Source organism: Azohydromonas caseinilytica (assembly GCF_012927045.1).
GTDB classification, from domain to species: Bacteria; Pseudomonadota; Gammaproteobacteria; order Burkholderiales; family Burkholderiaceae_C; genus Azohydromonas; species Azohydromonas caseinilytica.
Window position 1 is genome coordinate 164,964 of the sequence record NZ_JABBFW010000001.1, and the last position, 19,508, is coordinate 184,471.

Annotated in this window: 21 protein-coding genes; 13 read left to right on the plus strand and 8 right to left on the minus strand. The window is 73.0% G+C overall.

Annotated elements, in window-relative coordinates:
• Positions 1-5: 5 nt before the first annotated feature.
• Positions 6-932, minus strand: coding sequence for a manganese catalase family protein (locus HHL10_RS00815; protein WP_169158443.1), 927 nt, complete (start codon positions 930-932; stop codon positions 6-8).
• A gap of 250 nt (positions 933-1,182) precedes the next feature.
• Here HHL10_RS00815 and HHL10_RS00820 point away from each other — a divergent pair, with 250 nt between their 5' ends.
• A complete protein-coding gene (locus HHL10_RS00820; RefSeq protein ID WP_205832854.1) occupies positions 1,183-1,509 on the plus strand; it encodes a BON domain-containing protein in 327 nt (108 codons plus the stop codon).
• 328 nt (positions 1,510-1,837) lie between these two features.
• Here HHL10_RS00820 and HHL10_RS00825 read toward each other — a convergent pair whose 3' ends face one another.
• Positions 1,838-2,926 (minus strand): YihY/virulence factor BrkB family protein, encoded by a 1,089-nt coding sequence (locus HHL10_RS00825; protein WP_169158444.1) that lies wholly within the window; start codon positions 2,924-2,926, stop codon positions 1,838-1,840.
• A gap of 110 nt (positions 2,927-3,036) precedes the next feature.
• Between HHL10_RS00825 and HHL10_RS00830 the strand changes: the two genes are divergently transcribed.
• From HHL10_RS00830 to HHL10_RS00845, 4 genes are all read left to right on the plus strand, one after another.
• Positions 3,037-4,254: an AI-2E family transporter gene (locus HHL10_RS00830; protein ID WP_169158445.1), complete on the plus strand. Its 1,218-nt coding sequence runs from the start codon at positions 3,037-3,039 to the stop codon at positions 4,252-4,254.
• A 56-nt stretch (positions 4,255-4,310) separates the two neighbouring features.
• Positions 4,311-5,372, plus strand: a complete 1,062-nt coding sequence (locus HHL10_RS00835; protein ID WP_169158446.1) for a phospholipase D-like domain-containing protein — start codon at positions 4,311-4,313, stop codon at positions 5,370-5,372.
• A 117-nt stretch (positions 5,373-5,489) separates the two neighbouring features.
• Positions 5,490-6,650, plus strand: coding sequence for a glycosyltransferase family 4 protein (locus tag HHL10_RS00840; protein WP_169158447.1), 1,161 nt, complete (start codon positions 5,490-5,492; stop codon positions 6,648-6,650).
• Positions 6,634-7,236 (plus strand): phosphatase PAP2 family protein, encoded by a 603-nt coding sequence (locus tag HHL10_RS00845; RefSeq protein ID WP_169158448.1) that lies wholly within the window; start codon positions 6,634-6,636, stop codon positions 7,234-7,236. Before HHL10_RS00840 ends, HHL10_RS00845 begins: the two co-directional genes overlap by 17 nt.
• A 44-nt stretch (positions 7,237-7,280) precedes the next feature.
• Here HHL10_RS00845 and otnI read toward each other — a convergent pair whose 3' ends face one another.
• Complete coding sequence (gene otnI, locus HHL10_RS00850; protein ID WP_169158449.1) at positions 7,281-8,078, minus strand: 2-oxo-tetronate isomerase; 798 nt, start codon at positions 8,076-8,078, stop codon at positions 7,281-7,283.
• 153 nt (positions 8,079-8,231) lie between these two features.
• Between otnI and HHL10_RS00855 the strand changes: the two genes are divergently transcribed.
• On the plus strand, positions 8,232-8,471 hold the full coding sequence (locus HHL10_RS00855; RefSeq protein ID WP_169158450.1) for a hypothetical protein: 240 nt from the start codon (positions 8,232-8,234) through the stop codon (positions 8,469-8,471).
• 44 nt (positions 8,472-8,515) lie between these two features.
• On the opposite strand, the gene HHL10_RS00860 is transcribed toward HHL10_RS00855, so the two are convergent.
• Together HHL10_RS00860 and HHL10_RS00865 are read right to left on the minus strand one after the other, a co-directional pair.
• The gene (locus tag HHL10_RS00860; RefSeq protein WP_169158451.1) at positions 8,516-9,325 is read right to left on the minus strand and encodes a DUF2334 domain-containing protein; all 810 of its coding nucleotides are present in this window, start codon (positions 9,323-9,325) and stop codon (positions 8,516-8,518) included.
• A gap of 76 nt (positions 9,326-9,401) precedes the next feature.
• Entirely contained in the window at positions 9,402-10,628 is a 1,227-nt protein-coding gene (locus HHL10_RS00865) for a glycosyltransferase family 4 protein (protein ID WP_169158452.1), read from the minus strand.
• A 114-nt stretch (positions 10,629-10,742) separates the two neighbouring features.
• Between HHL10_RS00865 and HHL10_RS00870 the strand changes: the two genes are divergently transcribed.
• From HHL10_RS00870 to HHL10_RS00900, 7 genes are all read left to right on the plus strand, one after another.
• Positions 10,743-11,195, plus strand: a complete 453-nt coding sequence (locus HHL10_RS00870) for a ferritin-like domain-containing protein (protein WP_169158453.1) — start codon at positions 10,743-10,745, stop codon at positions 11,193-11,195.
• A gap of 144 nt (positions 11,196-11,339) precedes the next feature.
• A complete protein-coding gene (locus HHL10_RS30945) occupies positions 11,340-12,344 on the plus strand; it encodes a DUF4142 domain-containing protein (protein WP_169158454.1) in 1,005 nt (334 codons plus the stop codon).
• Positions 12,345-12,356: 12 nt separating this feature from the next.
• Positions 12,357-13,496 (plus strand): DNA topoisomerase IB, encoded by a 1,140-nt coding sequence (locus HHL10_RS00880; protein WP_235970964.1) that lies wholly within the window; start codon positions 12,357-12,359, stop codon positions 13,494-13,496.
• Positions 13,497-13,659: 163 nt separating this feature from the next.
• Entirely contained in the window at positions 13,660-14,097 is a 438-nt protein-coding gene (locus HHL10_RS00885; protein ID WP_310734500.1) for an adenylyltransferase/cytidyltransferase family protein, read from the plus strand.
• A complete protein-coding gene (locus HHL10_RS00890; RefSeq protein ID WP_169158456.1) occupies positions 14,094-14,663 on the plus strand; it encodes a D-glycero-alpha-D-manno-heptose-1,7-bisphosphate 7-phosphatase in 570 nt (189 codons plus the stop codon). Before HHL10_RS00885 ends, HHL10_RS00890 begins: the two co-directional genes overlap by 4 nt.
• Complete coding sequence (gene rfaE1, locus HHL10_RS00895; protein WP_169158457.1) at positions 14,660-15,589, plus strand: D-glycero-beta-D-manno-heptose-7-phosphate kinase; 930 nt, start codon at positions 14,660-14,662, stop codon at positions 15,587-15,589. Before HHL10_RS00890 ends, rfaE1 begins: the two co-directional genes overlap by 4 nt.
• Before the next feature lie 11 nt (positions 15,590-15,600).
• The gene (locus tag HHL10_RS00900) at positions 15,601-16,248 is read left to right on the plus strand and encodes a D-sedoheptulose-7-phosphate isomerase (RefSeq protein WP_169158458.1); all 648 of its coding nucleotides are present in this window, start codon (positions 15,601-15,603) and stop codon (positions 16,246-16,248) included.
• Positions 16,249-16,328: 80 nt separating this feature from the next.
• On the opposite strand, the gene HHL10_RS00905 is transcribed toward HHL10_RS00900, so the two are convergent.
• The 3 genes from HHL10_RS00905 to HHL10_RS00915 form a co-directional block, all read right to left on the minus strand.
• Positions 16,329-17,300, minus strand: a complete 972-nt coding sequence (locus tag HHL10_RS00905; RefSeq protein ID WP_205832855.1) for a UDP-glucuronic acid decarboxylase family protein — start codon at positions 17,298-17,300, stop codon at positions 16,329-16,331.
• The gene (locus HHL10_RS00910) at positions 17,297-18,220 is read right to left on the minus strand and encodes a glycosyltransferase family 4 protein (RefSeq protein ID WP_169158862.1); all 924 of its coding nucleotides are present in this window, start codon (positions 18,218-18,220) and stop codon (positions 17,297-17,299) included. Before HHL10_RS00910 ends, HHL10_RS00905 begins: the two co-directional genes overlap by 4 nt.
• A 173-nt stretch (positions 18,221-18,393) precedes the next feature.
• Complete coding sequence (locus tag HHL10_RS00915) at positions 18,394-19,482, minus strand: glycosyltransferase family 9 protein (RefSeq protein WP_169158459.1); 1,089 nt, start codon at positions 19,480-19,482, stop codon at positions 18,394-18,396.
• Between the last annotated feature and the right edge of the window lie 26 nt (positions 19,483-19,508).

Sequence of the window (19,508 nt, forward strand, 5' to 3'; positions counted from 1 at the left end):
GCGCGTCAGCCCTGTTGGCCCGACTTGGGCGGCTGGGACGCCATCGGCGACTGCGGCGCCGTGCCGTCGCTGCCCAGCTCGGCCCCGGTGATCGGGTCGCCGGTCTGCGCCGAGCGCGTGCGCATCATCAGCTGCTGCGCGATCTTGGCCTCGGTGGAGCTCAGGCGCACGTCGAAGCCGCCGCCCGAGCCGTCCACGCCGACCTGCTGGCTGCGCTCGCTCACGACGTTGAAGTGCTCGTCGCTGTTCCACGGGCCGCGCGCGTTGCCCTCGCCCTGCGACATGTCGTAGTAGACCTGCGTGAACTGCGGCATGCCCGGCAGCTTGCCCGGCGGGAAGTTGCCCTCGATCGAGTACAGCGCCTTCTCGAACATCTGCTGGTGCGCGATCTCGCGCGTCATCAGGAAGCCCAGGGCCTCCTTCACGCCGGCGTCGTCGGTGAGGTTGATCAGGCGCTCATAGATGATCTTGGCGCGCGACTCGGCGGCGATGTTGGAGCGCAGGTCGGCCGTGGGATCGCCGATGGTGTCGATGTAGGCGGCCGTCCAGGGCACGCCGCCGGAGTTGGTCAGCGGCGCGCCGGCGCCGTAGAGCACCTGCGTGACATGCGAGTCGTTGCCGCGGCCGGAGATCTTGCGGTAGAGCTCGCCCTCCTGGTCCACGCCTTCGGAGATCTCGCCCTTGGCGCCCTTGTTGAGCATGCACACCAGCGTGCCGATCACCTCCAGGTGGCTGAGCTCCTCGGTGGCGATGTCGATGAGCATGTCGCGGCGGCCGGGGTCGTCCTCGGCCAGGTACTGCGTGAAATAGCGTCCGGCCGCGGCCAGCTCGCCCTGCGGACCGCCGAACTGCTCCAGCAGCAGGTTGGCCAGGCCGGGGTTGGTCTCGCTGACGCGCACCGTGTACTGCAAGGCTTTGTTGTGGGCAAACATTGAAGCGACTCCTGTGCCGAACGGGCCGCGGCCCGCCGGGCTGAGCAAGGGTTGAAGGGGTACAGCGACTGCCGCCGCGGCCGCGGGGACCGCGGCGCCACAGACACCTGGCCCAGGTTCGGCAAGCCCCATTCCCAAGGGGTGGCAAGCGATGGCGCGGGCTGTTGCGGCGGCCCTGGGCGCGGCGTTTGCCTCAAGGGGGCTCGGAATCGCCGGCACAGGGCCGGCGACCTGCCAGGAGGAACCCTCGATGAAGAACCGCATGTCTCCCTTCGCCGCCGCCATGCTGGCCGTGAGCCTGACGCTGGGCGTGGCCGGCTGCGCCGTCACCAGCGGCCAGAGCACGGTGGGCCAGTACGTGGACGACGCCACCATCACCACGCGCGTGAAGGCCCGCATGGCCAAGGACCCGCAGGTCAGCGCCATGCGCATCGAAGTGAACACGCTCAACGGCGTGGTGCAGCTCGCGGGCTTCGCCACCAGCGAGGCCGAGCGCGCCGAGGCCGCCCGCATCGTGCGCGAGGTGCCGGACGTGAAGGACGTGCGCAACAACATCGTGGTGCGCCCGGCGCAGTGAGGCCGCGCCAGGCTCCGGCCGGGCGGGTGTGAAGCCCGTGGCGCCGGAGGCCTCGACCAGGAGCTGGAAGCCCGCGCGAGCGGGCTTTTTCATGGGTTGGCCGCCACGCCGGCCGAAAAGAAAACGCCGTCATGCCCGACTTCGCACAGTGCTGTCCGGAGAACGCTGGCAGTCGTTAGCCGGGAGCTGATGTGGTCCGTTTGTTGATTCGTCATCCCCGCGACGGCGCTCACCAAGGGTGGGCGCCTTCGCGGGAATGACGATGTAGAGGGCGGGCCGCCTCAACCTTCGAGCCAGCAATAACAACAAGCGCGGCCCCGAGCCGCCCTCAATGCCTGCGCGCCCTGCCCCCCGGCCCCAGCGGCGGCGGTGCCGGCCTGGCGCCCGCCGCCGGTTGCCCGTGCAACCGCCGCGGCACCGGCGTGGCCGGCGGGTGCGCTCCCGGCCCGGCATGGCCACCGCCCGCGCCCGCGGCGGGCCCGCCCGGCGCCGCGTGGTGCGCGTGCCCGGCCCGCGCGGCCTCCACGCGGCGCATGCGCGCGTCCCACTCCCGGCCCACCGCGGCGCCGAAGAGCAGGATCTGCGAGGAGTAGTAGACCCACATCAGCACCACCACGAAGGAGCCCGCCGCGCCGTAGCTGGAGGACACCGAGGCCCGTCCCAGGTACATGCCGATGAAGGTCTTGCCCACCACGAACAGCCCGGCGCTGACGGTGGCGGAAATGATCACGGCGCGCCGCGACGGCGGCTCGCTGGGCAGCCAGCGCAGGATCGCGCCGAAGGCCACGCTCAGCACCACGAAGGACAGCCCGATCTCCGTCACCCGCGCCAGCACCGCCAGCGCCGGGTAGCGCGCCGAGATGGCCTGCAGCACGCCCGCCAGCAGCGCGCTCACCAGCAGCGAGGCCACCAGCAGGAAGCCGAAGCCCAGCAGCAGCGCGAAGGCCGTCAGGCGCACGCGCAGCATGGCGCTCACGCCGGTGCGCTTCGGCTTGATGTGGCCGATGGCATTGAGCGCGCGCTGCATCTCGGCGAACACGCCCGTGGCGCCCACCAGCAGCGTGGCCACGCCCATCACGGCGGCCAGCCCGCCGCCGGGCTCGCGCCAGGTGGCCTCGATCATGGCCTGGATCGCCTGGGCCGCCTGCAGCCCCACCAGGTCCTGGATCTGCGCCACCACCTGCCCGCGCGCGGCGTCCTGGCCGAACACCGCGCCGGCGATGGCGATGGCGATCACCAGCAGCGGGGCCAGCGAGAAGATCGTGTAGAAGGCGATGGAGGCCCCCAGTTGCGGGCCGGCGGCGTCGATCCAGCGTTGCACCGAGGCCCACAGCCACAGCAGCACGCGCCGCAGCCGCGGCGGGAATTGATGCCAGGCGTGCCGGCGCCAGCTCGTGAAGTCCATGGGCGCGCCCATGCAGATGGCGTGCCCACGGCGGCATGAAAGCTGCTGAGGGGGAGCACGATCCAACCGCCGAGCGAGCCGCGCATGCGCCGTCATCCGTTCCGCGGCCGGCGCGCGCCGCGATGAGCGCCGTCGAGCCCGTTCCCGTTTCCAGGCCGGCCGAGCGTGCCGTGGCCAAGGCCGAGCCCTTGGCACCGCCGCCCGCCGCCCCGGCCGTGCCCGTGCCCACGCCCTGGCACGGCAGCGCCACGCTCAAGGGGCTGCTGGCCATCGCCACCATCTTCCTGCTCAAGCTGGCGCAGCCGCTGCTGGTGCCGGTGGTGGTGGCGGTGGTGCTGACCTTCCTGCTGTCGCCGCAGGTGCGCGCGCTGCGCCGCCACGGCGTGCCGGAGGTGCTGGGCGCGCTGGTGCTGGTGGCGGCGCTGCTCGGCGGCACGGTGCTGCTGGGCAGCGCGCTGGTCACGCCCGCGGCGCAGTGGTGGAGCCGCGCGCCCAGCGTCATGACGGCGCTGGAGCAGCAGATCGACCGCGCGCGCCGCGCCATCCCGATCCTGGCGCCGCCGGCTCGCCCACCGGTGGCGCGCAACGCGCCGCCGCCGGTGGACCCGATCAAGGACAAGATCGCCAGCGAGGGCGTCACGCTGACGCGGCTGGTGCTTGGCCACGTGCTGAGCTTCGGCTTCTCGGCCGCCTCCACGGTAATCCTGCTGTATTTCCTGCTGGCCTCCGAGCACTGGATGCTGTCGCGCACCGTGGAGGCCATCCCGCGCCGGCGCACGCGCGCGCTGGTGGTGGCGGGCGTGCGCAGCGCGCAGCAGGAGATCGGCCAGTTCCTGGGCGCGCTGAGCATCATCAACCTGGGCGTGGCGCTGGTCACCGGCGCCGCCATGGCCTACATCGGGCTGCCCAACCCGGTGCTGTGGGGCACGGTGGCGGGGGTGCTGAACTTCATTCCCTACATCGGCCCGCTGCTCAACACGCTGCTGCTGCTCACGGCCGGGCTGCTGAGCTTCGGCGACTCGGCGCTGCTGGTGGCGCCGGCGGCGGCCTACCTGCTCATCCACGCCATCGAGGCCAACGCCGTGAGCCCGGTGTTCGTGAGCAAGCGGCTGTCGCTGAGCCCGATCTCGGTGTTCCTGTCGGTGATGTTCTGGGGCTGGCTCTGGGGCGTGTCCGGGGCGGTGCTGGCCGTGCCGATCCTGGTGGGGCTGCGCAGCGTGTGCAAGCGCAACCGCCGCCTGCGCCTGCTGTGCGTCTACCTCGAAGGCAGCCGCAAGCCGCCGCCCTCGCTGGCCTCGCTGCTGCGCCACAAGCGCCGCCGGCCGCGCACGCTCACCTAGCGCCGCCCGGCGGCCGGGCCGCTGGGCACGCCGGCTGCTGAAAACGCTCGATCACCATGGCCTCGCAATACTCATCAGGCCCGGCGCGGCCCCGCGAGCGCCGGCATGCCGAGCTTGAAGCCGAGCAGCGCCACGCGCGCGTGCTGGTCCAGTGCCTGGGCCAGCCGCTGTGCATCGGCAACCGCGTGCGCTGGCTGGAAGAGCCGCTGGCGGAGCTGAGCGCCGCGGTGGCGCGCACGCGCCAGCAGCTGCAGCTGGACCAGTCCCTGCTGCGCGACGCCCCGGCCGCGCTGCACCAGGCGCTGCTGGCGGCGGCGCGGCGCGGTGTGCACGTGGCGCTGCGCGGCGGCGCGCAGCTCACGCCCGGCGCCGAGGCGCTGCGCCGCAGCGGCGCGCTGCTGGGCCTGCCCTCGCGCTGGCGGCGCTGGTGGCCGCGGCGCCAGGCGGCGCTGCCGCTGCTGCTGGCCGACGGCCGCTTTGCCTTCATCACGCCCGGCGGCACGCAGGCGCCAGCGCTGGCGCTGGAGGGGCCGGTGGTGCCGGCGCTGCAGCAGGCCTTCCTGGAGGACTGGTCGCAGCGGCTGCAGCCGGAGCTGCCCGCGCGGCGCTACCAGGTGCTGCAGACGGTGGCCGGGCTGCAGCAGCTCGCCACCGTGCCGCCGGAGCATCCGCAGGGCGCGGCGCAGGCGCTGCGCGGCGCCCTGCTGCAGGCGCTGGCGACGGCGCAGTCGCGCATCCGCCTGAGCCTGGCGCCGGGCGAGAAGCCCGGGCCGGCGCTGCTGCGCGCGCTGTGCCAGGCGGCCTGGCGCGGCGTGGACGTGCAGCTGCTGCTGTCGCGTCCGGGCCGGGCGCTGGGCCTGCTGGAGCGCTCCGGCGCCTGCTGCCGGCTGCTGCCCGCCGTCCCCGCACCGTGGCCCGGCCCCAGGGGCTCGGCGCGCGCCGGCGCCCTGCCCCCGGGCCCGGCGCTGGTGGTGGTGGACGGGCTGTGGGCCGCGCTGGGCACGCCGCGCCTGAGCGACGAGCCCGCGCCGGTGCTGCTCGATGCCGACACCGGCGCCGAGCTGGAGCGGCACTTCAAGCGCCGCTTCGACGCCGCCGCCCGGCCGGCCCCGGGCTGAGGCCCGCGCGTCCGCGCCCCGGCGTTTTCCCGCGCCACGGCGGCGACCCGGGCTCGCCTCGGCAAACGGGAACGCAACGTGCTTGGCGCGCTTCACCGACGCTTCACACGAGCCGCCGTGCGCATCGCCTACGTCACCGAAACCTACCCGCCGGAACTCAACGGCGTGGCCCTGACCACGGAGCGCGCGGTGCGGTTCCTGCGCGAGGGCGGCCACGAGGTGCAGCTGGTGCGCCCGCGCCAGCGCGCCGAGGCGCCGCGCGACGATGCCCAGGAATGGCGAGCCCTGGGCATTCCCATCCCGATGTACCCGGCGCTGCGCTTCGGCATGGCGCGCATGGGGCGCTTCGTCGAGCACTGGCGCGACTGGCGCCCGCACCTCGTGCACGTGGCCACGCCGGGGCCGCTGGGGCATGCCGCAGTGCATGCCGCGCGCCGCCTGGGGCTGACCGTGACTGCGGATTTCCGCACCAACTTCCACCACTACAGCCGCTATTACCGGATGGGCTGGGCCGAGCCGCTGATCGCGGCGTGCCTGCGGCGCTTCCACAACGAGGCCAGCTGCTGCTTCGTGCCCACGCAGGCGCTGGCGCGGCAGCTGCGCCTCAACGGCTTCCAGCGCGTGGAGGTGCAGGGCCGCGGCGTGGACACCGAGCTGTTCTCGCCCGAGCGGCGCAGTGACGCGCTGCGCGCGCGCTGGAACGCCACCGACCCGCGCCAGGTGGTGATGCTCTACGTGGGCCGCCTGGCCGCCGAGAAGAACGTGCTGCTGGCGCTGCGCGCCTTCCAGGCCGCGCGGCGGCTGCGCCCGCTCACGCGCATGGTGGTGGTGGGCGACGGCCCGCTGCGCGCGCGGCTGGAGCGCGACTTCCCGGCCGCCGAGTTCGTGGGCCCGCAGCATGGCGAGGCGCTGGCCGCGCATTACGCCAGCGCCGACCTGTTCCTGTTCCCCAGCCAGAGCGAGACCTTCGGCAACGTGACGCTGGAGGCGCTGGCCAGCGGGCTGGCGGTGGTGGCCATCGACCTGGCGGCGGCGGCGCAGCACATCGAGTCCGGCGTCAGCGGGCTGCTGGTGCCGCCCGACGACGAGGAGGCCTTCATCCGCACCGCCATCCGCGCCGCCGAGATGGGCGAGCTGCTGGCGCCGCTGCGCCACGCGGCGCGCCAGGCGGCCCTGCAGGTGCGCTGGGAGCAGGTGCTCTCGCGCTTCGAGCAGCGCCTGGCGCAGCTGGCGCTGCAGCCGCTGCCAGGGCGGGTGCCGCATGTGGCCATGGCCTGAGCCGCGCCGCACGCGCTGGCAGGAGCGCGAATTCGTCGTGCGCTGCACGGCCGGGCTGCAGCAGCGCCGCGCGCGCTGGCTCGACATCGACCGCCAATGCGCGCGGCGCCTGCACCGCGGCGCCGAGCGCATGCTGCTGCTGCGGCTGCTGGTGGTGGCGAGCCGGCTGGGCGACGGCGGGCTGTGGTACGCGCTGATGCTGGTGCTGCCCTGGCTGGGCAGCCCCGAGGGGCTGGTGTGCACGCTGCAGATGGGCGCCGCCGGCACGCTCAACGTGGTGCTGTACCGCTGGGTCAAGCTGCGCACCGGGCGCGAGCGGCCCTGCGTGGATTGCCCCGACATCCGCGCCTGCGCCAAGGCGCTGGACCGCTACAGCTTCCCCAGCGGCCACACGCTGCACGCGGTGAGCTTCTCGCTGCTGCTGAGCTGGCACTACGCGGCCTGGGCGCCGCTGGCCTGGGCCTTCACGCTGCTGGTGGCGGCCTCGCGCGTGGTGCTGGGCCTGCACTACCCCAGCGACGTGGTGGCGGGGGCGCTCACGGGCTTCGTGACGGCGGGGCTGCTGCTGGGCTTGTGGCCGTGGTGAGCCGCAAGCCGCCAGCCATTGCTCACGCGACCCCTGCGGCCGCGTCAGCCGTGTGAGGCCTTCCACGCCCTGAGCCACCCCAGCCCCTGCGAAGTCCCGGCCTGGGGCCGGTACTCGGCGCTGACCACGCCCTCGTAGCCCAGCTCGTCGATGAGCGCGAACAGGTACGGGTAGTTCAGCTCGCCCGAGTCGGGCTCGTGCCGGTCCGGCACGCCGGCGAACTGGATGTGGCCGACCCGGCCCGTGGGCAGCCAGCGGCGCAGCTTCATGGCCAGGTCGCCTTCCACGATCTGGCAGTGGTAGAGGTCCATCTGCACCTTGAGGTTGGGCTCGCCCACCTCGGCCACGATGCGGTGCGCCTCCTCCTGCGTGCGCAGCGGGTAGCCCGGCATGTCGCGCGGGTTCAGCGGCTCGATCAGGATCTCCACGCCATCGGCCGCGGCCTGGCGCGCGGCCCAGCGCAGGTTGGCGCGGTAGGTGTCCTCCAGCGCCGCGCGCGGCACGCCTTCGGGCATGCGGCCGGCCATGACATGCAGGCGCGGGCAGCCCAGCGCCCGCGCCCAGGGCAGCGCCTGCCCGGTGAGGCTGCGCCGGAATTCCTCCTCGCGCCCGGGCTGCGCCGCCAGGCCGCGCTCGCCCGCGTCCCAGTCGCCCGGCGGGGCGTTGAACAGCACCTGGCGCAGCCCGTGGCGGCGCAGCCGCGCCGCCACCTCGGCCGGGTCGAAGGCATAGGGAAACAGGAATTCCACGGCCTCGAAGCCGTCGGCCGCCGCGGCCTCGAAGCGGTCGAGGAAGGCGTGTTCCGTGTACATCAGCGACAGGTTGGCGGCGAAGCGGGGCAAGGCGGCTCTCCGGACGAATGTGAGGCGGGTGGATGACAACCCGCATTGTCGAGCGGTGCTCCGGGCCGGCGGTTTGCACGCGCTCCCGGGCTCCGTACGATGGACTTTGACGGGCAGCCCTCGCGCCGCCCGCCGCACATGGAGGTGTCAACGATGGACCGAAAACTGCATCTGCTCGAAACCTTCAACGCCCGCGATGCGCAAGGCAAGAGCTACAAGGTCAAGGGGTACGAACACATGCTGCGCGAAGAGCTGTTCATGGGCTCCGCCGAGGAGCACTGGGAGCCCACCGGCCAGGCCGAGTACCGGCTCGACACCGGCGAGTGCGTGGACATGCTGCGCGACGGCACGCTGCGCATCCGCGACAGCGGCGTGACGCTCACCCGGCATTGAGCCTCGTCACCCTGTGAAGCAGCCCGGCCCCGCGCCGGGCTTTTTCATGCCTGGGGCAGCCGCTGCGCCACCTCGCGCAGCAGCAGCGGCTGGCGCCCCTGCTCCAGCGCCCGCGCCAGCAGTTCGAGCCAGCAGCGGCGCACGCCAGGGTGCACGACGTCGTCCGGGTGCAATTCAAGGCGCAGCAGCGGCGCCTGGCGCAGCCGCCGCGCCAGCAGCGGCACCCACAGCCGCGACACGCCGCGCCGCCACGCCGCGCGCGTGCTGAACACCAGGCTCCAGGCCCGCAGCGGCGGCTGGCCGTGCAGGCCGATGAAGCGGTCCCAGGTGCAGCTGTACTCGAAGCCGGCCTCGGCCAGCGCCTGCGCGCTGCCGCGGCCCAGCAGCCAGGCCGGAGGCACGAAGCCGTGCAGCGGCCAGCCGCGGCGCGCGAACCAGCGCCGGCCCAGTGCCAGCCGGCGCGCCGCGTCGGCCCGCGCCAGCGCCGCGAACTCGCCCTCGCCGGCGGTGTAGAAGCGCCGGCGCAGCGTCTGCAGCGGGCCCGGCGCGGGCAGCGGGTCGAGATGGCTCCAGCCATGCAGTGCCAGCTCGTGCCCTTGCGCCAGCGCCTCGTCCATGGCGCTTTCGAAGCCGCGCGTGGACGGCTCGCCGTGCCAGCGCGGCACCACCAGCAGCGTGGCGGGCAGCGGCGCCAGGGTGCGCGCGGCCTCCAGCAGCGCCGCGCAGCGCTCCCAGGTGGCCGGGGCCACGTCGTGCACCACCAGCGCCAGCGCGCCGCGCGGCGCCAGCGCGTCCAGCGGCAGCACCGCCGGCGCCATGCTCAGGAAACCGGGCGGGTCCAGGGCCAGGGACATGGCGGGCCGAGGGGGGAGACGCAATGGCGACGGCTCGGGCGTGGCATGAGAGCGAGCCGGCCGATGGCGGTGGCGCTCAGAAGCCGTCCCGGCGCGAGGTCGGGATGCCGCACCAGTGCAGCGCCGGCAGCGTGGCCTCCTCGCCGGTGAGGCGGCTGCCGTGGATGAGCCGGCGGTAGCGGTTGGCCAGTTGCGTGAGCACCTGCCCCCAGTCGTGGCGCTCGGCACAGGCGCGTCCGGCGCGGCGCCAAGGCTCCTGATCCACGGCAAACAATGCCGCAATCGCTTCCGTCCATTCAGAGGGCTTGTCGCTGTCCACGGCCAGCCCGGCGCCGCCCTCGGCCAGCTCGGCCAGGCCCGCGGCCTGGCGCACGACGACGGGCGTGCCGCAAGCCATGGCCTCCAGCGGCGCCAGTCCGAAGCTCTCCTGGTCGCCGGCATGCACGAAGGCATCGGCGCTGGCCATCAGCCGCGCCAGCTGCGCCGGGCGCGGCTCGTAGGGCAGGCAGCGCACGCGCGGGCCATGCGGCGGCAGCGGCCCGTCGCCCACGGCCAGCAGCAGGTAGGGCTTGCCCAGGCGGCGCACGGCCTCGGCCAGCAGCGGCAGGTTCTTCTCGGGGGCGAAACGGCCCGCGAACAGCAGCAGCCGCGTCTCGGGCGACACGCCCAGCTCGGTGCGCACCGCCGGATCGCGCCGCGAGGGATGGAAGAGCTTGCTGTCCACGCCCAGGGCCTGCTGCTCCACGTTGTCCAGCCCCAGCGCGCGCAGCTGCTCGACCATGGAGCGGCTGGGCGCCAGCACCAGGTCGAAATCGCGGTACATGCGGGCCACGTAGGCGCCCACGGTGCGGCGCACGGCGGCGCGGCACCAGGCCGGCCCGCCCACCAGGCGCGCAGCCATCTCCATGACGTTGCTGTGGCAGAAGGCCAGCACCGGCACCCCCAGGCGCTGGCCGGCATCCAGACTGGCCCAGCCCAGGCGCAGCGGGTCGCCGGCCTCGATCAGGTCCGGCCCCAGGCCCTCGATGCGGCGCGCCGCGGCGTGCCGGTCCCAGGGCAGGCGGTAGCCGCCCGAGCCGGGCAGCGGAATGCCGCCGGCATCCTCGAAGCCCCAGCCCCGCGCGCCGGGGGCAAAGATGGTGTGGCGCCAGCCCGGAGTCCGCGCCAGCCAGCCGTGCTTGGTCTTGAGGTAGCGCTGGACCCCGCCGCCGGTGAGGCTCCAGAACATGGTCGTGTCGACCAGGTGGCAGGCCGCGTCATCGTCGGCGTCGCGGGCGGAAACGGGCGCGTGCGGGGCTCTCATGCGCGCCCCCGATGCAATCGCCATGCCGCATTGCAGCAATGGGCTTTTGAGGCGGCGCGGGCACGCCAACTGCCTGAAGCGGCCACCCGCACCGATCCCAAGAGGAGCCCTTTCATGAGCAACGACGAAGTCATCGACACCCTCAACGACCTGATCGAAACCTGCAAGGACGGCGAATACGGCTTCCGCACCAGCTCCGAGCATGCCAAGAACCCCGAGCTCAAGACGCTGCTGCTGGACCGCGCCAATGACTGCCAGCGCGGCGCTTCCGAGCTGCAGTCCCTGGTGGTGCAGCTCGGCGGCGAAGCCGACACCGGCGGCAGCGCGCTGGGCGCCATGCACCGCGGCTGGGTCGCCGTGAAGGCCACGCTTTCCAGCTACGACGACAAGGCGATCCTGGAAGAGTGCGAGCGCGGCGAGGACACGGCGCTGACCAGCTACCGCAACGCGCTGGCCAAGCCGCTGCCGCCGCAGATCCAGGCCGTGGTGGACCGCCAGTACCAGGGCGTCAAGCGCAACCATGACCAGGTGCGCGAGCTGCGCAACCGCCTGCGCGCCGTTTCCTGAGCCGCAGGCCCCTGGCACGCCCTGGCCGCGTGCCATGACCCTCCGGCCACCGCGCGTGCGGCGGCCGTTCCGTCGCGGCTCGATGGGCGTCCATGCGGGCCGCGAACTCCCGATCCCCGTGTCCCCTCACTCACCCATCGAGCCATGAACGTCAGCATCCGCACGCTGCCGCTGGCCGCACTGCTGGGCCTGGCCCTGGTGGCGGGCTGCGATCCCAAGTCACCCAAGGTCACCGAGGACAACCGCCCGGCCACCGGCGAGCGTGAGCAGGCCACGGGCATGGTCACCGGCAGCGCCGGCACCGCCACCGGCACCGGCGGCGCGGGATCGACCACCACGCCCGGCACGCCCTCGGGCTCGCTACCCGAGGCCTCCGGCCCGGCCCTGTCCGCCGGCGGCGAGCCTACGGCCGGCAGCAGCACCGGCAGCCGTGTCGGTGGCGGCGAGGGCCGCGGCGTCGGCGGGCCCACGCCCACCGACTCCCACAGCTCCACCGCCGGCGAGGCCGGGCGCGACACCGGCGTCTCCGCCGGGACGGCCGCGACGCCCGGCGTCCCGGTACCGGCGGCCAGCGCGGCCTCCATGGCCGCCGGGGCCGACGACATGGCCAACCAGCGCGCGGCCTCGCCCGGCACGCAGACGCGCGGTACCCCGGGCGGCGATGCGCAGTCCAAGGCCGGCGACGCGGCCGGCTCGGACACGGCGCTCAACAGCCGCGAGCGCACCTTCGTGCAGAGCACCGCCGGGCTCGACCTCTACGAGATGGCGGCGGCGCAACTGGGCGCGCAGCGCGCCAGGAACGCCGCCGTGCGCAGCTACGCCGAGCAGATGCAGCGCGACCATGCGAAGTCGCATGAGCAGCTGCAGCAGCTGGCCCAGCGCCACCGCATCGACCTGCCCCGGCAGATGCCTTCCGACCGGCAGCGCGTGATCGAGCGGCTGGAGCGCAGCACCAGCTTCGACACCGCCTTCGTCAACACGGTGGGCGTGCAGGACCACCACAGCACCATCGAGCGCTACGAGAAGGCCTTGCGCGACACCCAGGACCCGGAGCTCAAGGGCTGGATCGAGCAGCAGCTGCCGGTGCTGCGCGAGCACCTGGCGCAGGCCCGCAAGCTGCCTGGAGCCCAGAGCACCGACAGCCGCTGAAGGAGTCCCCTCATGTCCGCCCTGCCGCAGGAGAGCCCGGAGCTGCTGCCTGCGGGGCTGGTGTGGGTCAACGACACCATGCCGGGGCTCAGGCGCGAGCGCCGCGGCGACGCATTCGTCTACATCGACCCGCAGGGCCACGAGCTGACTGACGAGGCGCGGCTGCAGCAGATTCGCAAGCTCGCCATCCCGCCGGCCTACACCGAGGTCTGGATCTGCCCGAAGCCCAACGGCCACCTGCAGGCCACCGGGCGCGACGCGCGCGGGCGCAAGCAGTACCGCTACCACCCCGACTTCCGCGCCCACCGCGAGGACCACAAGTTCGAGCGCCTGCGCGAGTTCGGCCAGGCGCTGCCGCGCATCCGCGAGCGCGTGGCCCAGGACCTCAAGGCCAGCACCCGCGCCGGCCCCTCGCGCACGCTGGTGCTGGCCACGCTGGTGCGCCTGCTCGACACCACCGTCATGCGCGTGGGCAACGACGAGTACGCGCGCGGCAACCGCTCCTACGGCCTGACCACGCTGCGCCGCCGCCATGCCGGCCTCAGCGGCAGCAAGCTCAAGCTGCGCTTTCGCGGCAAGCATGGCGTGATGCACGAGGTGGCGCTGGACGACCCCCAGGTGGCGCGCGTGGTGCGGCGCTGCCAGCAGCTGCCCGGCCAGGAGCTGTTCCACTACGTGGGCGAGGATGGCGAGACGCATGCCGTCGGTTCTTCCGAGGTCAACGACTACCTGGAAGAGGCCGCCGGCGAGCGCTTCACGGCCAAGGACTTCCGCACCTGGCACGGCAGCGTGCATGCGCTGGAGCTGCTGCGCCTGGCCTGCCGCGAGAGCGAGGGCGCTCCGAAGCTCGCGCCGGTCATCGCCGAGGTGGCGCAGCGCCTGGGCAACACCGCGGCGGTCTGCCGCAAGGCTTACGTGCATCCGGCCGTGCTGGCGCTGTCCGAGGACGAGGAAGCCGCCACCACGCTGTGCCGGCGCCTGGGCAGCAGCGTGCGTCCTCATGGCGGGCTGAGCGCCGACGAATGGCGGCTGCTGCGCTTCCTGGAGCAGCCGCACGGCGGACATCAGCGCACCAGCGCTCGGAGTTCCAGCGAACGCGCGGTCAAGGCACACGCCTTGCCAAAGCCGGGCGTCGCCGTTGAAAACGCTTGAAGTGCAGAGCCGTCCTCCTCCCTACCATCCAAGCGCCGCCGTCCCTGCCACTCCCATCCAAGAGGCTGCCACTGTCGCAGCCTCTTCAGTTTCCACCCGGGAAATTTCCGGGGTGGCAAGGGATGTTGCGCTGTCATCCAAGGTGTGCACGCGAGCACAGGCCGTGGCCCGTGCCGCGGCGCTGCCGCGTCCGCGCGTCTTCACCAACGGCGTGTTCGATCTGCTTCACCGTGGCCACGTGGAGTGCCTGCAGCAGGCGCGCGCGCTGGGGGCCTCGCTGATCGTCGGCCTCAACAGCGACGCCTCGGTGCGCACGCTGCACAAGGGGCCCGAGCGCCCGCTCAACCCGGAACTGGACCGGGCCTGCGTGCTGGCGGCACTGGAGAGCGTGTCGCTGGTGGTGCTGTTCGAGGAATCCACCCCGCTGGCGCTGCTGGAGGCGCTGCAGCCGGAGATCTACGTCAAGGGCGGCGACTACGACGTGCAGCGCCTGCCCGAGGCCGCGCTGATGGCGCGCTGGGGCGGGCGTGCGCTGGCGCTGCCCTACCTGTCGGGCCGCTCCACCACCGGGCTGGTGCAGCGCATGAGGGCCGCGCCATGAGCGGGGCGCCGCCCCGGCGCGCCGGCGGGCTGCGCCCCGCCGCCTTCCTGGACCGCGACGGCGTCCTCAACGAGGACCTGGGCTACGTCCATCGCATCAAGGATTTCCGGCTGCTGCCGGGCGTGATCGAGGCGCTGCGGCTGCTCGCGCGCGAGCACGCGCTGGTGGTGGTGACGAACCAGTCCGGCATCGCGCGCGGCTACTACACCGAGGAGGACCACGCCCGGTTGAGCGCGCACCTGTGTGCGCTGCTGCGGGCCGAAGGCGTGGCACTGGCCGGCCTCTACCACTGCCCGCACCACCCCGAGGCGGCGCTGGCGCAGTGGCGGCGCGACTGCGACTGCCGCAAGCCGGGGCCCGGCATGATCCTGCGCGCCGCGGTCGAGCTGGGGCTGGACCTGCGCGCCTCGCTGCTGGCCGGGGACCGCGACAGCGACCTGCGCGCCGGGCGCGCCGCGGGCGTGGGGCGCTGCTTCCTGATCGCGGCGCCGGGCACGGCGGGAGCGGCAGAGGCCGACGGCGTCTATCCCAGCCTGCTGGACTGCGCGAAGGCGGTGCTGCAATGAAGCCCATCCTGGTCGTCGGCGACTGCATGCTGGACCGCTACTGGGAGGGCGCGGTGGAGCGCATCTCGCCCGAGGCGCCGGTGCCGGTGCTGCAGGTGCAGCGCGAGACGCAGCGCGCCGGCGGCGCCGCCAACGTCGCGCTCAACCTGGTGGCGCTGGGCAGCCCGGTGCGGCTGCTGTCGCTGGTGGGCGAGGACGAGGCCGGGGCGCAGCTGTCCACGCTGATGGCGCAAGCGGGCATCGAGTTCGATCCGGTGCGCGATGCCGCCCTGCAGACCACGCACAAGATCCGCTCCGTGTGCCGGCGCCAGCAGCTGCTGCGCATCGACTTCGAGCAGCGCCCGCCCGCGCACTGCGTGCGCGCCCTCACCGACCGGGTGCTGGCGCTGCTGCCGCAGGTCGAGTGGGTGCTGCTGTCCGATTACGCCAAGGGTGCCCTGGCGCACAGCACCGAAGTGCTGGCCGCCGCGCAGCGCCACGGCTGCCGCGTGCTGGTGGACCCCAAGGGCCAGGACTACGAACGCTACCGCGGCGCCTGGCTTGTGAAACCCAACGCCGCCGAGCTGCGCGCCGTCATGGGCGCGTGGAGTGACGAAGAGGAGCTGCTGCACAAGGCCCACGAGCTGCGCAGCAAGCTGGAGCTGGAGCATCTGCTGGTCACGCTGGGCGAGCACGGCATGGCGCTGTGCTCGCGCGGGAAGGCCTGCCTGCGCATGCCGGCGCAGGTGCGCGAGGTCTACGACGTCAGCGGCGCGGGCGACACGGTGCTGGCCACGCTGGCGCACACGCTCAGCCGTGGCTTGGCGCCGGAGGAAGCCGTGCGCTGGGCCAACAAGGCCGCGGGCATCGTGGTGGGCAAATTCGGCACGGCCAGCGTCAGCCGCGAGGAACTCGGGCTGGATGCGGCGCGCGCCGCCAACGAATAAAGGAGCCGGACATGGGCGTGCTGATCAAGGTGCCGCAGCCGCAGGGCGCGGCGGTGACGTGGCTGGATGGCGTCGAGCCGGCATCGGCGCCGAGCGGGCTGTACCTGCGGGCGTTGCGCGAGCATCGGTCCTTGTTCAGCCGGATGCAGGCGCTCGAAGGCGCCGTGGCGCAGGCCGCCGCCGTGATGACGCAGGCGCTGGAGAGCGGTCAAAAGCTCATGTTTTGCGGCAACGGCGGCTCGGCCGCCGACAGCCAGCACCTGGCGGCCGAGCTCACCGGCCGCTTCGTGCGCGAGCGCCGCGCGCTGGCGGCGATGGCGCTGACCACCGACACCTCGGCGCTGACCTGCATCGCCAACGACTACGACTTCGACCAGGTGTTCGAGCGCCAGGTGCGCGCCCTGGGCCGCGCCGGCGACTGCCTGGTGGGCATCTCCACCTCGGGCAAGTCCGCCAACCTGCTGCGCGCCTTCGGCGCCGCGCGGGCGCTGGGCATCCGCACCGTGGGGCTGCTGGGCCGCGACGGCGGCCCGCTGGCCGCGCTGTGCGACGTGCCGGTGATCGTCCCGGGCCAGTCCACCGCGCGCATCCAGGAGGCGCACATCTTCATCGGGCACAGCTTGTGTGCGCTGGTGGAAGAAGGGCTCGGATTGGGGTGAGGAAGAAGAGCCCGGGTCAGCGAGACCCGGGCCCATGAAGCCGACGCCTTCCCGAAGCGCCGGAACCCTGAACTCTCAGCTCACCCGCACTTGGCCGCGGGTGCCTTCAACAGCTCCTCGAAGTACGCGATGGTGCGCAGCAGCCCGTCGCGCAGCTCGACCTTGGGCTCCCACTGCAGCATGCGCTGGGCCAGCGAGATGTCGGGGCGGCGCCGGCACGGATCGTCGGCCGGCAGTGGGCGGAACTCCAGCTTGGAGCGCGAGCCGGTCAGGTCCAGCACCAGCTGCGCGATGTCGAGCATGCTCAGCTCCTGCGGGTTGCCCACGTTCACCGGGCCGGTGAAGTCCGGCGAGCTGGCCATCAGCCGCAGCAGCGCGTCCACCGTGTCTTCGACAAAGCAAAAGGCGCGCGTCTGCTGGCCGTCGCCGAAGATGGTGATGGGCTCGCCCTTGAGCGCCTGCACGATGAAGTTCGACACCACGCGCCCGTCGGCCGGGTGCATGCGCGGGCCGTAGGTGTTGAAGATGCGCGCGATCTTGATGGGCAGCTTGTGCTGACGGTGGTAGTCCATGAACAGCGTCTCCGCGCAGCGCTTGCCCTCGTCGTAGCAGCTGCGCGGGCCGATCGGGTTGACGTGGCCCCAGTAGTCCTCCTGTTGCGGATGCACCTTCGGGTCGCCATAGACCTCGCTGGTGGAGGCCTGCAGAATCTTGACCTTCAGCCGCTTGGCCAGGCCCAGCATGTTGATGGCACCGTGCACGCTGGTCTTGGTGGTCTGCACCGGGTCGAACTGGTAGTGCACCGGCGAGGCCGGGCAGGCCAGGTTGTAGATGGCATCGACCTCGACGTAGAGCGGAAAGGTCACGTCGTGGCGCAGCAGCTCGAAGCGCGGGTCGCCGATGAGGTGCGCGATGTGCTCGCGGGCGCCGGTGTAGAAGTTGTCCACGCACAGCACCTCGCAGCCCTGCGCCAGCAGCCGCTCGCACAGGTGCGAGCCGATGAAGCCGGCGCCGCCGGTCACGAGCACGCGGTGTCCATACAGGCTTCTCATGCGCTCACTCCCTGCTTCTCATTGACGACCTGCGTGAGCACGCGGTCCCAGTCGGCGGCGAAGCGCTCGATGCCGAAGCGCTCGCGCACCGTGCGCTGCGCCGCGTCGCCCCAGCGCCGCGCCAGCGCCGGGTCGCGCAGCAGCTCGTGCATCACCTCCACCAGGCGGTCGAGGCGCGTGTCGATGCAGCCGTTGACGCCGTTGGCGATGACGCTGGGCAGCTCGGTGGTGGCCAGCGCCACCACCGGCATGCCGATGCCCATGGCCTCCAGCACCGACAGGCCCAGGCTGGTGTAGCGGATCGGGTTGAAGAAGAAGCGGTAGCGCGCCATCACGCCCGCCAGCTCCAGGTTGGGCACCTCGCCCAGGCCGCCGACCGACGTGGAGTCCATGCCCACCAGCGCCAGCGGCACTTTCGATCGCACCTGCTCGAACACGTCCAGCCCCAGGCGCCGGCCGCGCTTGCGCAGGTTGTTCACCACCACGATGCCCTCGGCGCGGTCGCCCGCGTAGCGCACGCCCTCGGGCAGCTTGATGCCGTGGTCGATGACGCTCACCGGCGCGGCGCCGCTGTCCCACATCAGCGCGTTGAAGGGCGTGCAGTGGACGAGGTGCACGCCGTCCACCTCGCTGGCCCAGTGCCGGGTGTTGGTGGGGTGCTGCTGCGGGGGGTCATGCTCCAGGTACAGCGCCGGCAGCGCGCGCTGCGCCGGCGTGAGCAGCTGCAACCGGTCCTCCTCGAAGGCCGCGCGCGACTGGTAGAGCACGCAATCGAATTCCATGCGCGCCAGCTGCTGCGCCGGCGCCTCGTGCACGTTGTCGCCCCAGGGCAGCGTGCCGACCTTGCCGGCATGCCCCGGCGGGTGGCCGGGCAGCGTGAGCAGGAAGAAGTCGTGCGGCGCCTGGCTCAGGTAGTACATGTAGTTGCCATGCACATGCCAGGTGAGCACGCGCAGGCGGCGGGAAGCGCTGGAGGTCTTCTGGGTCGGCGTCACGCCATCTCCTCATGGGCACCATGGAATCCCGTCCGGGTCGAGCCCTTCGACAAGCTTGGGAGAGCCTTGTCGAAGGCTCAGGGCGAACGGGGAATGAGTCAGCTGAACACCCGCGGCACCGGCCGCGGCTGCTCCAGGCTGGCGGCCAGGCGTCCTTCACAGGCGGCAGCCACCTCGGCCACGCCGATGGCCAGGGCGCAGGCATGACCGGTGGGGCACTGCACGTTGTGGCAGGGGCGGCAGTCCATGGCCTGCCACAGGACCTGGTGCGAGCCCCGGCCCAGCGGGCGCCAGCGCGACACCTCCGAGCCGCTGGCCACCACCACGCTGGGCGTGGCCAGCGCCGCGCCCACATGCGAGATGCCCGTGTCGTTGCACAGCAGCAGCCGCGCGCGCGCCACCAGCGCGCCCAGCGTCCACAGCGTGGTGCGGCCGGCCAGGTTGACGCTGGGCTGCTTCATCTGTGCCTGCAGCTCGGCCACCAGCGGCGCCTCGCCGGCGCTGCCGGTGAGCACCACGGTGCAGCCCTGGCGCGCGAGGCGGTCCGCCACCGCGGCGAAGCGCTGCACCGGCCAGCGCCGGCTCGGCAGCCGCGCCCCGGCATGCACGACCACATAAGGGCTGTCGCTGCCGGCCTCGGGCCACACCGCCTGCAGCTCCGCGAAGTCCTGCGAGCGCAGCGGAAACTCCAGCTCCTCGCCCTGGCGCGCCACGCCCAAGTGGTCCAGCAGCCGCAGCAGCCGCTGCACCTCGTGGCCCTCGTTGGGCCACACGGTGTAGAGCTCGGGCTGCGGGCAGAAGGCGCCGGGCTCGTAGAAGCCGGCCGAGCGCCGCGCGCCGCAGGCGGCGATGAGCGGGTTGACGATGCGCCCGCTGCCGTGCATCTGCAGCAGCAGGTCGAACTGCTCGCGCTGCATCATGTGCAGGAACTCGGGCACGCTGCCCTGGTCCACGGCGGCCTCGGGCAGCCCGGGAAAGCCGGGGAAGTCGATGAAGCGGTCCACCATCGGCATGCGCAGCATCAGCTCGCGCGCCCAGGGCAGCCCGATGAAGGTGATCTCGGCCTGCGGGTGCGCCGCGCGCAGCGCGCGCAGCGCCGGCACGGCGCACAGCAGGTCGCCCAGCATCAGCGCCCGGAACACGCCGATGCGGCGCAGCGGGCCCTCGGCGGGCAGGGACACGGGCATGCGCCCGTGCGGGAGGCGGTCCCGGG